The organism is Microbispora sp. CA-135349 (genome assembly GCF_050947365.1).
Lineage (GTDB): Bacteria > Actinomycetota > Actinomycetes > Streptosporangiales > Streptosporangiaceae > Microbispora.
Genome location: NZ_CP192001.1, coordinates 5,823,648 through 5,838,318 on the forward strand (window position 1 = coordinate 5,823,648; position 14,671 = coordinate 5,838,318).

12 protein-coding genes are annotated in these 14,671 nt (G+C 67.6%); 7 read left to right on the forward strand and 5 right to left on the reverse strand.

Going from position 1 to position 14,671, the window contains the following annotated elements; translation table 11 throughout:
- Positions 1–299 precede the first annotated feature (299 nt).
- Both ACQPZZ_RS26795 and ACQPZZ_RS26800 read right to left on the reverse strand, forming a co-directional pair.
- Entirely contained in the window at positions 300–716 is a 417-nt protein-coding gene (locus ACQPZZ_RS26795) for a ferritin-like domain-containing protein (protein WP_432923521.1), read from the reverse strand.
- Between the two features lie 67 nt (positions 717–783).
- Positions 784–1,119 (reverse strand): hypothetical protein, encoded by a 336-nt coding sequence (locus ACQPZZ_RS26800; RefSeq protein ID WP_432923523.1) that lies wholly within the window; start codon positions 1,117–1,119, stop codon positions 784–786.
- 68 nt (positions 1,120–1,187) lie between these two features.
- Between ACQPZZ_RS26800 and ACQPZZ_RS26805 the strand changes: the two genes are divergently transcribed.
- From ACQPZZ_RS26805 to ACQPZZ_RS26815, 3 genes are all read left to right on the forward strand, one after another.
- Positions 1,188–1,586, forward strand: coding sequence for a hypothetical protein (locus ACQPZZ_RS26805; protein ID WP_432923525.1), 399 nt, complete (start codon positions 1,188–1,190; stop codon positions 1,584–1,586).
- 182 nt (positions 1,587–1,768) lie between these two features.
- Entirely contained in the window at positions 1,769–2,059 is a 291-nt protein-coding gene (locus ACQPZZ_RS26810) for a ribbon-helix-helix domain-containing protein (RefSeq protein ID WP_432923527.1), read from the forward strand.
- Positions 2,056–2,454, forward strand: coding sequence for a hypothetical protein (locus tag ACQPZZ_RS26815; protein ID WP_432923529.1), 399 nt, complete (start codon positions 2,056–2,058; stop codon positions 2,452–2,454). The genes ACQPZZ_RS26810 and ACQPZZ_RS26815 overlap by 4 nt, the downstream gene beginning before the upstream one ends.
- A 158-nt stretch (positions 2,455–2,612) precedes the next feature.
- Here ACQPZZ_RS26815 and rmuC read toward each other — a convergent pair whose 3' ends face one another.
- The 3 genes from rmuC to ACQPZZ_RS26830 all read right to left on the reverse strand — a co-directional run bounded on the left by rmuC (position 2,613) and on the right by ACQPZZ_RS26830 (position 5,893).
- Positions 2,613–4,256, reverse strand: a complete 1,644-nt coding sequence (gene rmuC / locus ACQPZZ_RS26820; RefSeq protein ID WP_432923531.1) for a DNA recombination protein RmuC — start codon at positions 4,254–4,256, stop codon at positions 2,613–2,615.
- A 521-nt stretch (positions 4,257–4,777) separates the two neighbouring features.
- On the reverse strand, positions 4,778–5,389 hold the full coding sequence (locus ACQPZZ_RS26825) for a hypothetical protein (RefSeq protein ID WP_432923533.1): 612 nt from the start codon (positions 5,387–5,389) through the stop codon (positions 4,778–4,780).
- A 69-nt stretch (positions 5,390–5,458) separates the two neighbouring features.
- Entirely contained in the window at positions 5,459–5,893 is a 435-nt protein-coding gene (locus ACQPZZ_RS26830; RefSeq protein ID WP_432923535.1) for a hypothetical protein, read from the reverse strand.
- Between the two features lie 425 nt (positions 5,894–6,318).
- Between ACQPZZ_RS26830 and ACQPZZ_RS26835 the strand changes: the two genes are divergently transcribed.
- Genes ACQPZZ_RS26835 through ACQPZZ_RS26850 form a run of 4 tightly spaced genes read left to right on the forward strand, consistent with a single transcriptional unit; the run spans position 6,319 to position 14,519 of the window.
- Positions 6,319–8,442, forward strand: a complete 2,124-nt coding sequence (locus ACQPZZ_RS26835; protein ID WP_432923537.1) for a hypothetical protein — start codon at positions 6,319–6,321, stop codon at positions 8,440–8,442.
- A gap of 17 nt (positions 8,443–8,459) precedes the next feature.
- Positions 8,460–10,076 (forward strand): type I restriction-modification system subunit M, encoded by a 1,617-nt coding sequence (locus tag ACQPZZ_RS26840; protein WP_432923539.1) that lies wholly within the window; start codon positions 8,460–8,462, stop codon positions 10,074–10,076.
- Positions 10,069–11,250 (forward strand): restriction endonuclease subunit S, encoded by a 1,182-nt coding sequence (locus ACQPZZ_RS26845; protein ID WP_432923541.1) that lies wholly within the window; start codon positions 10,069–10,071, stop codon positions 11,248–11,250. The genes ACQPZZ_RS26840 and ACQPZZ_RS26845 overlap by 8 nt, the downstream gene beginning before the upstream one ends.
- Positions 11,247–14,519, forward strand: a complete 3,273-nt coding sequence (locus tag ACQPZZ_RS26850; RefSeq protein WP_432923543.1) for a type I restriction endonuclease subunit R — start codon at positions 11,247–11,249, stop codon at positions 14,517–14,519. The genes ACQPZZ_RS26845 and ACQPZZ_RS26850 overlap by 4 nt, the downstream gene beginning before the upstream one ends.
- The last annotated feature ends 152 nt before the right edge of the window (positions 14,520–14,671 follow it).

The following is a 14,671-nucleotide window of genomic DNA, read 5'->3' on the forward strand; positions in this document are numbered from 1 at the left end:
CGGCGTACGGTGCCGCCGCCGCTTGACGCCCTTCCCGCTGTCGGCATCCACTGCTCTGCCCTCCTCTTCGGGAGTTCGGCAGAGCACTCCTGATCGTTTCAGCGGGAGACCGCGACTGTCATCGGCCGAATCTCGGGCCGCCTCGTCACCATGCGGTCTCCGGGTATGGACGGCGGGCTCGCGGGCGCGGCGATCGTGGATCTTGGCGTGCCTGAGTTCCGCCTGGCTGGAGACGGATCAGCACCCGCGAGCGGATCGAGCCGGACCGTCGTGCGGCTCGATCCGCCTGCAGCGGCTTCTCACGTACCCAGGACGGTCTGCAGGTCCATGACGTGGTCCTGCGTCTGCTGGAGCAGTGGGCGCAGCGCCTCGGCCACGTCGCTCAGGCCGAGCTCCTGGGCCTGTTCCACACGCTCGCGGTAGCGGCGCAACTGCTCCTGCTCCAACTCCAGGTCCAGCCGGAGGGCGTCGGCGCTGTCCGTCGCCACCGGCACCTCGGGAACGCGGACGCTCGGGACACCGCCGAGGAAATCGATCTGCTCGGCCAGTGTGCTCGCGTGGTTGAGTTCCTGGCCGAGGTGCTGCTTGAGCTCCTCGATGATCGACAGATACTGCGCGCCCTTGATGGTGGCCGCGTGCTGCACATATTGCACGATCGAGCGGTACTCGCTCTCCAGGTCCTCATTGAGCAGGGCGATGAAGCCCTCGGTGTCCATGGGAGTCCTTTCGTGGGTCGGCTCGGAAGGCCCATCACGTACCCGCTCAGGAGGCGGCCGAACGCCGTCAGCCGAGCTTGTAGAGCACCGAGCCGCCATCCGTGCCGCCGTACTCCGCGGCCTCGACCTGCGTGCCGTGCGCCTTCACCCATGCGGTGACGTCCGCGCTCGTGCCCCGGGAGGGCCCGAATCCGCCGTCGCCGATCAGGATGTACTTGAGCTTCCCCTCGGCCACGTGGCTCTGCAGCTTCTCGACCGTCATCGCGGGGTCGGAGCCGGTGAACCCGCCCATCGCGATGACCGGCTCGCCCGTGGACAGGATGAGCGACGACGCGCTCTGCGCGCTGTCCACGGCCACCAGCCAGGTGGCGCTCCCCATGTTCCGCTTCAGGTACGCCGCCATCGCGGCGTCCACCCGTCCGCCGGGCCCGGCGCATTCCGCCCGGTCCGCCGCGGCCGAACGGTCCTCCCATGCCCTGGGAGGGCCCCGCCGTGGGGTTGGTGCCGTTCACCGCCGCGCCCAGCGGCGTCACCGCGTACGCCGCCGGACCGGCCAGCCCGGCCGCGATCGCGGCGGCCAGCGCCACCGCCGTGATCCGCGCGGCCGTCCGGCCCCCACGCCCGGCCGGGCCGATGCGTCCCGCACCCCATGCCGTGGAGGCGCGTGCCGTGGAGACGAGCGCCGCGACCGCCAGGGCGAGCACCGCGACCGCCGTGCCGCCCGCGACGGCCCAGGCGAGCCACGGCACGAACTCCGGCGTACGGCGCAGCACGACGAACGACCAGGCCCCGGTAACGCCGATCGCGCCGTACCTGTCGCTTCGCTCGCTCATGCGCCCACGCTCGCGGCCCGGGATGGGACGGCCCTGAGGCGTTCATTAAGGCCGCATGAATTGCGCGCATTCGCCCCGAAGGGGCGGCCGCCGGTCTGCCAGGCGGTGCCTAGCACGCCTGCCCCGCCCGGCGGCGTGCAACGCGAGTAGGACCTGACACCCGTGCCCCAACAGCACCGTTCGCTGGATGAGCGGATGGCATACCGAGTAGCATCAAGTATGGCCGTCAAGATTTCGATCAGCATTCCCGAAGAGCTTCACGACGAAGTGAAGGCGTGGGCCGACCAGACCGGCGGCACCGTCTCCGGTTTCTTCGCCGACCTCGCCCAGCAGCGCCTCGACGCCGACCGTCGCTCCCGGCAGCGGTTGAGGGAACTGATCGAGAAGGACCGCGCCGCCGACCCCAAGGGCTACGACGCAATGCGCAACAGCCTCCGAGAGCGGATGCACGCCGCACAGGTGGCGGCGGCGCAGAAGGCCGCGGAGTTTCGCAGCAGCGGCGCCGCATGATCGCCGGCTATGTAGCGGACCTGACGGCCATCCTCCGCATCCTCGCCGACGACCAGGAGGACGGCCGCATTCGCGCAGCGCTGGAGACGGTTGCCGACGACGGCCATACGCTCCTTCTGCCGATCACCGCACTCATCCAGGCCGGCATCATCGCCGACCCGCACCCTGAGCAACTCATGTGGCTGTACGGTTTCCGTGCCACTCAAGTGAGCGCCCTGAGCGAGCAGGACGCGTTCAGAGTCATGGCGCAGGCGCGGTTCGCCCCACGGCCGGACGAGGCATCGGTGCACCACACCCACACCGCGTACCTGGCTCTGATGCGCGGCTGGCCGATCCTCACTGCGGACGTGGGCAGTTGGAAGGGATACGACCACCTGGAGCTTGTCCAGGTCTGATCGATTCCGTCATCGCTCAGGTGGTTTCGGTCATCTGCTCTCCCTGCACCCGGGGAGGACGCCGCCCGTCTGACTCAGAACGGCGCGGACGGCGGCTCACCGCAGGCGCAGGGGAAGAAGAGCGGCGACTGTGTCGACCGGCTTCGGCCGGGGATCGGTCAGACAGCAGTGTCCACATCAAGATCGCCGTCGGTCGTGGGCGCGGGGAGCGCGCGGACGGAACGCTCGGCGGCCGCGGACTCGGTGAGTTCGGGGCTGCCGAGATGCCGGGTCGTCTGCTCGACGGCGTGCAGTTCGAGCAGCTGGGTCTCGACGAGCTTGAGCGTGTGGAACTTGCGGGCGGTGACCATCACCCGGCCCTCGATCGAACCCACCGTCTCGTTGTACGCCTTGACGGACCGGTCGAGCGCCTTACCGAGCTTCTCAAGGTGGCCACCCATGACCGCCAGCCGCTCGTAGAGTTCGCGGCCGAGCTCGTAGACCTGCTTCATGTTGTCCTGAAGCACTGCCTGGGTCCAGGCGAAGGCGACCGTACGCAGCATGGCGATCAACGAGGTCGGCGTCACGATCAGGACCTGCTTGTTGACGGCGTACTCCAGCAGGGCCGGGTCCTGGTCGAGCGCCGGCTGGAGGAAGGCGTCGCTCGGCACGAACAGCACGACGAACTCCGGGGAGCCGGCGACCTTGCGGAAGTACTCCTTGCTACCGAGGGCGTCCACGTGCTTGCGCAGCTGCCGCGCGTGGTCCGCCCAGTGGCTGCTCGCCTCGGCCTCGTCGGCCGCCTCGATCGCCTTCAGGAACGCGTCCATCGGCACCTTGGCGTCCACGATGACGTGCTTGCCGCCGGAGAGATTGACCCGCATGTCCGGCCGCAGCGCGGTGTCCTCGTCGACGAGGTGGACCTGGAGATCGAAGTCGCAGTGTTCGACGAGGCCGGCCAGCTCGGCGGCACGCTTGAGGTGCATCTCGCCCCACTGCCCCCGGACCTGCGGCTTCTTCAGCGCCTCGACCAGCTTGCGGGTCTCCTGACGCGTCCGGATCCCTTCCTCGGTCAGATTCACCAGCTGCTGGTCGAGCTTGGCGTCAGCGGCCGCGCGGCTGGTGCTGAAGTCCTTGAGCTGCTGGTCCATCTGGGCCAGCTGCTCCTTGACCGGCTTGCTGACCGCGCCGAGCGTCGCCTCCGCTCGTACCACCAGCTCGTTCTGGGACTGCTTGAGCATGTCGGCGGCGGTGGCGCGGAGCGTCTCCTCCAGCAGCCGGTTGTTCTGCTCCCGGGTCTCGTCGAGCTCCTTGCGCACCGCGTCCAGCCGTACGGCCTGCTCCTCAAGGCTCTGCTTCTGCGCGGTCAGCTCGCTGAGCTGCTCCCTGAGCTGCTGGATCTCGTCGCGAAGCTCGGTCTCCTTGGCCTTCAGCCCCGCGACCGTCATTTGGGCTTCGCGGAACTGGCGGTCGGTCTCGCCGAGCTGCTTCCGCTCGGCATCGAGAGACACCTTCAGCCCCTCGCTCTCGGCCTGGCAGCGCCGAAGATCCGCGTTCGTCGCCTCCAGAGTGGTCTCCAGGCCGGCGATCTGCTCGCCGAGCGTCTTGAGGCCAGTGAGCGCGGCGATGCGCTCCCGCTCGAGGTCGGCGGCACGCTCCTGCGCCTTGTCGCGCTCCGAGCGGAGATCGTTCACCTGCATCTGAGCCTGGCGATGCTGCTCCTGGGCGACCTTCAGGTCGGCGCGTTCGGCAGCGGTACGGCTGCGCGCGACGAGGTAGGCGATCGCGGCGCAGGCGAGGGCGAGCAGAATCGACAACAACATGGGGAAGCTCCTTGTGGTGTGCCGCCCGGGTCCGCTCAGGACCCGCAGGGGGAAGTCGCGGTCACCGGAGAGCGACCGTCACAAGATCGGCGGTCTCCGGCGAATCAAACCGTAGGGCTCCAGGAGATACAGATGCGTCGACAAAGGTGATAACCAGGGTTATCAGCGGTTCAATCAAATCGAACGTGATAGCCGTGATCAATGGTCTGACGGATGACAGCACCGGGGATGGCCAGTGCGTTGGCCGCAGGACGCGGACCGTAATGGGGAGTTCGAGCTGACCCCGCCTCCCCGAGAATCGGTGCGATCAGGTCCTCGGACCCCGGGTCCGCGTGCTTGGGGACGGGAACGAGACGCTTCTGATCAACTACCTTCGTCGGCGCCGTGCTTGGCCTCGATCTGCGGCCGGTAGCGGTCGAACGCGACTCGTACGCGAGGGTCCTCCTCGGCAGCCAGCTCCGCCTCGAGGACCCCGCGCGCGTCGACCTGGCGGGCCCAGCGAACGGCGTATCGGTAGCCCTTCAGCCTCGCCCGACGCCCGGACTGTACTTCCTCTTGCCGTCGGGGGTTCGGCCCCTGACGCGTGAGGTGACGCCGGCGCGCGCCTGCGCGTAGGTCCGTTCCCGGTGCAGGGTGGAGTAGTGCACGACGACGTTGTCATCCTCGGCCAGGATGATGCCGTACCCGAAGGGCTTGCCCGTCACCAGCACCCATGACCCGTTGGTGCCGCGGGATGCCGTGGTCTGGGGAGTGCCGAGCAGCAGGTCCTCCAGCAGCGATCGGATCTGTGCTTCAGCCTCGGCGGGGCGACCGCCGTGCGCGGCGATGAACGAACGGACGGCGGCGCGGGATACCTGAACCGTGTAGGCGTCGTCGGGGTCGAACGGGACGGCTGACAGCGGCACGATCCGCTTGAGACGGAGTATCTTCTGCGGCGCCTCGGCCGGCCGCTCAACCGGCTGGGCGATCGCTGGGTCCGGGCGGCTGAAGCCGTCGCAGCCCTCGGCTCGGCACCATCCGTCGGCATACGTGGTGGTCTCGGGGCACTTGCTGCCGTCCCGCCGGTATCGGGTGCACGGGCGAATCGGCGGGGCCGGAATCGGGCGGACGGGTGAGGGAGGTAAGTCGGTCATCGTTGCGTCTCCGTCAGAGATCATCATGGCGTTGCCGACCGGCGAGCCCGCGCGAGCGCGGTCAGGTGCTCAGCCGGTCCGCTTCCAGGGCTGACAACGCTTGGTCTCGAAGTACTCGCCCTTCTTGAGAGTCACGCGCGCTGGACCGGTGATGTTGTCGTTGGCGATGATCGCGCTGAACTCGCCCGTCGCGTTCCTCAGCCGGGCCCAGTAGCAGGCGAAGCCGCCGTCCGTGCCCGCCGTCTTGTACGTGCCGGGCTTGATGTCCTCGCCGACGAGGTACTGACCGTCGCCTGCCATGGTCGTCGCGGGGCCGCTCTCCTCCGTCTCCTGCGGCTGCTCGGCTTCCGAGGTGACCGTCTCCGTGACAGTGACGGTGGGTGCGGGCTCGGCCTCTTCTGTCACGGTGACGGCAGGCCGCGGCCCGGCGACGCTCCTCGTCTCCGCGCCACCGCCACTCGCGCCGATGACAACGCCGAAGACCAAAGCGACCAACGCCGTCACGCCGTACGACAGCCAGCGTCTTCCGCCTCGTGGAGGCTGGGGAGCGTGCGCCGGCGCGGGGGCCATCCACCCGGGCCCTGGCCGCCTGGTGTTTGCCGGCCCGGATACAGAGGGGGGTGTGGCTGATACGGCTGACCGGGCGGCGGGCCGAAGGGCGGGGTCGGGTTGGGGTGGGACATGGCTGTCGCGTCCTCTCACACTCGGGGAAGTCCGCGGTCCGGAGGCTCCCGGGGCTGGCTGAGCTTGATGGGCCGCTACTGGAGGACTGTGTCAGAGCGTCTGCGAGAGGCAGCAAAGATCTGTTGATAACCCCCGTTATCAGTTCTCTGTGGTAGTCAAGCCAGCTTCGCCACTAGGGTGCTGATCACGTCGATCGGCGATCGGCCGCACTGATGCAGACCGCGTGGAGGAAGGAGGTGGCGACGATGCGCGAGGACGTCCGATGGCCGATCTCCTACGCCGAGATCGCGGCACTGGCGGAAGTGCAACGGCCTGTGCCCACCACCTGGGCTCGCCGGCACCGCGCCACCTTCCCTGAGCCGATCGCGCAGGAGACCGCGCGCCCGCTTTTCGACGGACGGGAGGTCGTCACCTGGCTGCTGGCCACCGGACTCGGCAACGCGGATTCCCGGAAGCTCCGCGCGGAACTGGCGCTGCACACACTGGCGGGCTGGCGCGGCCGTCTGCCGGCCCGCGTCCTGGTGAGCGGACTCACCGCGCTCATCTGCCTGCGGCAGCAGCAGGACGCGCCGCTCGCCGGCTGCGATTGGGCGTCCCTTCTGCGGCAGGCCGCCCGCCTCGACGCCGAAGACACCTACCTCCTCGCCGAACTGCGCGCACTCGCCTCACCCGGCTCAGCGCCCGATGCGGAAGGCGTCGGTCCGGCTCTGGCGGCCCTCGCCGACGAGCTGATCGAGGCCGCCTACACGTCGGCCGAAGCCTTCGACTGGGTGCTGGACGCGCGGCGCCGCCTGGGTGCCAACGAGTTGGTCGCCGACGAGCCCACGCCCGTGCTCACCCGCGCGCTCGCCCGGCTCTGCGGAATCGCCGAGATGGAAGACGGCGTGATCCTTGCCACGCCATACGCCCGCAGCGGTGATCTGCTGGCCGCCATGCATGCGCAGGCCGCTCCCGACGCCGGGCACACCTATCTCGCCGCCGACCCCGATCCGGACCTCGTCCGCCTGGTACGTCGCCGGATGCTCGTACGCGAGGTCTACGAGTTCCAGCTGGACGTGACCGTGAGCCCGGAACTCGCCCTCGACGGCTGGGGCGACCCGGATGTCGTGCTCTGTGCACTGCCGTACGAGCCCGCCGAGACCCGTGACGCGCTCACCGTGCTCGAGCGGGTCCAGGCGCTCACCGATCTGCTCGACGTCGGCCGCACCGCGGTCGTTCTCGGCCCGGCCGACGCTCTGGTCCGCCCGCTCACGCCGCAGAGCGACGCCGACCGGCTTCGCCGGTCGTTCCTCGCGGACGGCCTGCTCAAGGCGGCGGTCAGCCTTCCCGACGGGGCGATCCCCTACCGTCCCGGCTACCGCACCGCCGTATGGGTGCTCGCCCGCACGCCGGAGAAGGAGCGGCACGGCCTGGTCCTGCTCGCGGATTTGTCCGCCCAGTCACTCACCGAGCAGGTTCTCGACGCGCTCGTGGAAGACGTGCACATCTTCCGGTCGGCGGGCTGGCAGGAGGACCGCCGGCACACCCCGCGGCACGCGGTCATCCTGCCGGCGAAGGTGCTCGACGATCGGCCCGGCACCGCCTTCACGCCACAGCACCGGCCGCACGAGAGCCGCTACACCCGTTCTGTCACGGAGCGCCCCGAACGCATCTCCCAGCTGGAGATCCGCCTGAGCAAGCTGGCCGAGCAGGCCCGCCAGGAGCTCTACGGTCTCGACGGCCGCGCCGAGCTGCGCGCCCACGCTGTTTTGCGCCCGGAGGATCGACCTGTACGACGCACGACGGTCGGGCGCATGCTGAAAGAACGCCGTCTTCGCCGCCTGCCCGGTCACCGCATCGGGAACGAGCACCTCATCTCCGACGGCGGCTACCCTGTCCTTGGCTCCGCCGAGGTCATCGGCACCGACCCCGTTGGCGGTCGGCGCATCGACCCCCTGGTGCTCACCGCCGTGTGCAAGCATGCAAACCTCACCCGGCCCGGAGACGTCATCGTCACAACCAGCCCCGACTTCGGGGTGTACGTCGACGAGGAAGGAGTCTGCGTGGTCGCCTACCCGGCGCGCATCCTGCGGGCTCGGCCCGATACCGAACGTCCGGTGCGTCCCCGGGTGCTGGCGGCGCTGCTGCGCGCCGCGGCCGCCGAGCACGGCCGCGTCAATGGAGCCGTGCGGGCCTCCCGGCGCGTGGAAGACCTGCTCATCCCTGATCTCGCTCCGGACGAGGCGGAACGATACGACGCTCTTCTCGCCGAGATCGACCGGCGCGACGCGCTCCTCCGAGCACAGATCGCCGCACTGGAGAAGTTGACCCGCTTCACCGCCGCCGGTCTCGCCGACGGCACTCTCACGCTCCTGCCCCACACCGTTTGAAGGAGAAGGCCACCCCGATGCCCCCTGCGAAGAAATCTGCCGGCGCCCAGGCGGAGCTGTTCAACGCCTCCAGCACCAAGGAGATCCGCGACATCCTCTGGAAGACGGCCGACAGGCTCCGCGGCTCGCTGGACGCGGCCCAGTACAAGGAGTTCGTCCTCGGCCTGATCTTCCTCAAGTACGTCTCCGACGCCTTCGAGGAGCGCCGCACCGAGCTGGCCAAGGAGCTGGCCGAGGAGGGCATCGCGGAGGAGCGGCTGGAGGAGTTCCTGGAGGACAGGGACGAATACGCCGGCCACAACGTCTTCTGGGTCCCCGAGGAGGCGCGCTGGTCGTGGATCTCAGCGCACGCCAAGAGCCGGGGCCCGGGCGAACTGCTGAACAACGCGATGAAGAAGATCATGGAGGAGAACGTCGCACTGGCCAACGTCCTCCCACTGATCTACAACAGCTCCAGCGTCGACCAGAAGGTCCTCACCGGGCTGATCGATCTGGTCAGCGACGCCCGCTTCTCGGGGCGGGGCGACCGGCCCGCGCAGGACGTACTTGGGGAGACATACGAGTACTTCCTCGGTAACTTCGCCCGTGCCGAAGGCAAGAAGGGCGGCGAGTTCTACACGCCGAGCAGCGTCGTCCGCTTGCTGGTGGAGATCCTGGAGCCGTATGAGGGGCGGGTGTACGACCCCTGCTGCGGCTCGGGTGGCATGTTTGTCCAGGCCGGCAAGTTCATCGAGGCCCACGCGGGCACTAAGGCGGACATCTCGGTCTTCGGTCAGGAGCTCAACGAGCGGACCTGGCGGCTGGCCAAGATGAACCTCGCCATCCACGGCGTCGACGGCAACCTCGCCGGCCGTTGGGGCGACACCTTTGCCGACGACAAGCACCCCGACCTCAAGGCCGACTTCGTTCTCGCCAACCCGCCGTTCAACGTCAAGAGCTGGGAGCGCAACGAGAGCGACCCCCGGTGGAAGTACGGCGTGCCGCCGAAGAACAACGCCAACTACGCCTGGCTCCAGCACATCGTCAGCAAGCTGGGCGAGCGCGGTACGGCGGGTGTCGTCCTGGCCAACGGTTCGATGAGCTCCCAGCAGAGCGGTGAGGGCGAGATCCGGCAGGCGCTGGTGGAGGCGGACCTCGTCGCGTGCATGGTCGCGCTGCCGTCGCAGCTCTTCCGCACCACACAGATCCCCGCCTGTCTGTGGTTCCTCGTCAAGGACAAGACGCCGCAGGGCGGCAAGCGGCTGACAGACCGACGAGGCGAAATCCTCTTCATCGACGCCCGCGGTATGGGTCAAATGGTTGACCGCACCGAGCGCACCCTGACCGAGGCCGACATCACGAAGATCGCTAGTGCGTATCACGCCTGGCGGGGCACAGCTTCAGCACGCGAGGCTGGGCTCATGTACGCCGACGAGCCCGGATTCTGCTTCTCGGCGAATTTGGAGACAGTTCGCTCGCACGGATACGTCCTCACGCCTGGTCGATACGTCGGCGCAATCGAAACCGAGGAGGAGGACGCCCAGGCAGTCGCAGAGAAGATCGCGACGCTTACGGATGAGCTGCTCGCACTCTTCGACAAGTCAGACGAGCTAGCCAAGACAGTCCGCGAGCAGATGGGCAGGATTAATGGCTGAGTGGGATGAAATCTCGCTGGCGCAGGCGGGCACGTGGCTCTCGGGAGGAACGCCGAAGACCTCGGAGGAGAACTTCTGGGGTGGTGAGATCCCGTGGATTTCGGCGGCCAGCCTGAAGGACTTCTATATCGAATCTTCCGACAGGAATGTGACCAAACTGGGCGCTGCGAACGGGACGCGACTAGTACCGCCAGGGACGCTGCTCTTTATTGTGCGCGGAATGAGCCTAAAGTCCGAATTCCGCATGGGCATTACGCAAAAAACGGTGGCATTCGGACAGGACTGCAAGGCAATAATTCCATCACAGGATATCCTACCACTGTTCCTAGCCTATGCACTCAAGGCCAGAACCGAGGAAGTCCTCGGGATGGTAGATGAGGCCGGACACGGCACGGGGCGCCTTCAGACGGAGCGCATCGAGAAGCTGGCCATCATTTTACCTAGGTCGCTAGATGAACAGAAGGCAACAATCGCGCCGCTCAAGGCGTTGGACGACAAGATTGCCGTCAACGAGCGCATCGCAGCTACCGCCGAAGAGCTGATTCTGGCCGTGGCATCCGGAAAGCGCTGGACGTCCCGCGTCCGCCTCGACGAAATCTGCATCCTTAGCAAGACTCAGGTCTCGCCAGCAGGGATGACGAATACACAGGTGGACCATTACAGCCTTCCCGCATTCGATGCGGGGAAATCTTCGGAGCGCGTACCCCCGGAATCCATCAAGAGCAATAAGTTTTTAATCAGCAGTCCTTCTGTGTTGCTCTCAAAGCTAAACCCGAACATCCCGCGGGTCTGGAACGTCGAGCCTCACCCCGGAGTGCCAGCATTGGCCTCGACGGAATTCTTGGTCCTCGTGCCGCGCACAGGCCTCTCCCCCCATGAACTGTGGGCGGTCACCGCAGAGCAAGAATTCCTCGACACTCTCGCATCGAAGGTGACAGGGACATCGAAGAGTCACCAGCGAGTTCGTCCTGATGAGGTACTTGCCTCACAGGTAGTGGACCCGCGCGAGTTCGGCGATGTGAGGTTAGCCATCCAGGATTTGGCCCGCTCTGTAGCTGCGATGCGCCGGGAATCCCGGACTCTCGCCACTCTCCGTGACACCCTTCTCCCCCAACTCATGTCCGGCCGGCTCCGTGTCAGGGACGCGGAGAAGATCATCGAGGACGCCACATGACCCCTCCCCCTGATCGATTCCGTCCCCTAGAGATCGACTGGGAGCTTCTCGCTCTCGAGGAGCTCGCCGACCTGGACTGGCTACCCGCCAACGGCAACGAGTTGGCGCCCCATTCCGGGCACCGCAGGTCCTGGGACGACCTCATCCTCTACTCAGACCTGACCGAGGCGATCGAGCGGCTCAACCCCGAGCTGCCGCCCGACGCCGTACGCAGGGCGGTGGAGGAGGCGGCGCGGGCGAGTTCGAGCGACGCCTATGAGGAGAACCGGGCCGCACATGGCTACCTGACCGGCGGCATCCGCTCCGTGACCTACACGGACGAGTTCGGCGCCGAGCACAACCCGACGGTCGGGCTGATCGACCTGGCCGACCCGACCGCGAACGTCTACCGCGCGGCCCGGCAGGTCACCGTCATCCAGGGTGAGAAGAACCGCCGCTTCGACATCGTCCTCTACGTCAACGGCCTGCCCCTGGCCATACTGGAGATCAAGCGCGCCGGGGATGAGAACGCGACGCTGGGGGACGCGCACGCCCAAATCGGATGGTACGTCGCGGAGTTCCCCACCGCCTTCCGCTACAACGCCGTCGTCCTGCTCTCCGACGGCGTCACCGCGAAGTACGGCACGCCGTTCACCCCGTTCGAGCACTTCGCGCCGTGGAACGTGGACGAGGCCGGGGAGCCGGTCGAGTCCCTGGACGGCGCGGGCCTGTCGGAGTCGGCGCAGAACCTCGCCCTGCACGGCCTGTTCACGCATGGCCGCTTCCTCAGGCTGATCAGCTCGTTCATCAACTTCGTGCCGTCGAAGAAGACGAAGCGCATCGCCAAGCCGCACCAGTTCTTCGCGGTCAACCGGGCGGCGGAAGCCGTGCGGGAAGCCGCGGCGACCGACGGCAGGGCCGGCGTGGTCTGGCACACGCAGGGCTCGGGCAAGTCCGAGGAGATGGTGCTGACCAGCAATCTGGTCATGCGTGACCCGGCGCTGCTCAATCCGACGATCATCGTCATCACCGACCGAAACGATCTCGACGACCAGCTTTACTCCACCTTTTTGGAGAGCGAGGTCCTGCCCGAGAAGCCCCGGCAGATCCTTACGCGTACCGAGTTGCGCGAGGAGCTGGGCGCCAAGCGGACTGGCGGCATCCTGTTCACGACGCTGCAGAAGTTCGGCCGGACCAAGGAGGAAAAGGAGTCAGGCACCGACCACCCTCTCCTGTCCGACCGGCGCAACATCGTCGTGGTGGTCGACGAGGCGCACCGCAGCCACTACGACACCCTCGACGGCTACGCCCGGCACCTGCGCGACGCTCTGCCGCACGCCACGCTGCTGGCCTTCACCGGCACCCCGATCTCCGAAGCGGACCGCAACACCCGGGCGGTCTTCGGTGACAAGGGCGCCTACGGGGGCTACATCGACGTCTACGACCTCAAGCGTGCCGCCGACGACGGCGCGACGGTGAAGGTCTACCACGAGAGCCGCGTCGTCGAGCTCGTCCTCGACCAGGACGTCGACGCCACAGAGATCGACGAAGAGGCGGACCGGATCACCGAAGGGCTCGATGACACCGAACGCCGCCGCATCGAGCAGGCCGTCGCCACCATGAACGCGATGTACGGCGCACCGGCTCGCATCCGCGACCTCACCAAGGACCTGGTCAAGCACTGGGAGGAGCGGCGCGAGCGGATGCAGCCGTTCGTCGGCGTCTCGGAGAAGGGCGGCGCGGCCGGTAAGGCGATGATCGTGTGCGCGACCCGCGAGATCTGCGTCCGCGTCTACGACGCGCTGCGCGAACTGCGCCCGGAGTGGCACAGTGACGACCCCACGAAGGGCGCGATGAAGATCGTGTTTTCATCGAACTCGCGGAAGGATCCCGAACGTCTGCGCGCCCACGCGCTGAGCGATTCCCAGCGCAAGGCCGTCATCAACCGGGCCAAGGACCCCGACGACGAGCTGGAGCTGCTCATCGTCAACAACATGCTGCTGACCGGCTTCGACGCGCCGCCGATCCACACGATGTACCTCGACCGGCCGCTCCGGGGTGCCAACCTCATGCAGGCCCTTGCCCGCGTCAACCGCCGTTTCCGTGGCAAGGAAGACGGCCTGCTGGTCGGCTACGCCCCGCTCACCGAGAATCTGCAGAAGGCCATCGCCGAGTACTCCGCGGCCGACCGCCAGGACCGGACGCTGGGCCAGGACGTCGACCGCGCCCTGGACGAGCTGCGCAACGAGTTCGACATCATCGAGGGGATCCTGCGCGGCTTCGACTGGCGTGGCCTGCTGGCCCGTCCCATCCGTAATCGCTTCATCGACACCGCGTTGCGCACCGCGAACTATCTGCGGGACACCAGGACCCCCGGCAACAATCCGGAGAAACTCGACGACCCCAGCCAGACCCTCGGCCGCCGTTTCCGCGACCACGCGCACCGGCTGGAGCGTTTCTACGCGCTCACCGCAACGTCGGCCACCATCGGCGAGCGATTCCCCGACCACCCGGAGACATGGCGGCGCGACATCCAGCTCTTCGCCGAGGTTCGCGCATACATGGCGAAGCTGGACGCCATGGACCGTGAGGCGAGGGGCCTGCCCGGCACCACCCGCGAGATCGAGCTTTATCTCGCGCAGCTGACGTCCACGGTCGTGGAGACGAGCGGGGTCACCGACCTGTTCGCCGAAGCGGGTCTGGAGACCGCCGACCTGACCCACCTCAACGACGCGCTCATCGCCAAGCTGACCAACAGCGAAACGCCCCACCTGGCCGCCGAGGCGCTGCGCCGGCTCATCGAGCGCAAGATGCGCGAGGTCACCCGGCACAACGTCGTGCGGCGGACGACGTTCTCGGAGCGGCTCCAGGACCTCATGGTCAGGTACATGCGCGAGCAGCTCACCAGCGCCGAGATCATCGCCAAGCTGGTCGAGCTGGCCAAGGAGATCGCGAACGACCCCAAGCGAGGCGAGCAGTTCACACCGCCCCTGGACTGGCAGGAGCTCGCGTTCTACGACGCGGTCGCCGACCACGGCACGGCCCGCGAGGTGATGGGAGACGAGGTCCTCGCCGGCATCGCCCGCGACCTGGTCGTGCAGGTGCGGAAGAACCTCAAGAAGGACTGGATCTCGCGCGAGCCGGTGCGCGCCCGGCTCCGCGCCACCATCAAGCGCCTCCTGGCCCGCTACAACTACCCGCCGGATCAGGAGGTCAAGGCCATCGAGCTGGTCCTCCAGCAGATGGAGCACTTCGCCGACGTGTGGTCCAAGAACGGCACGATCGACTGACAGAACCCGTCCGGCTTTGTAGCGAACCGTCTCTCCCCGGCTCGTGCTGCATGCCAACCGTCTGCCGGGCCCCGGCCCACGGAATCCGCCCGCGCAGACGAACGACCCGCAGCGTGTCCGAGAATGCCCCCGAAGTCGAAATCATCGATCTC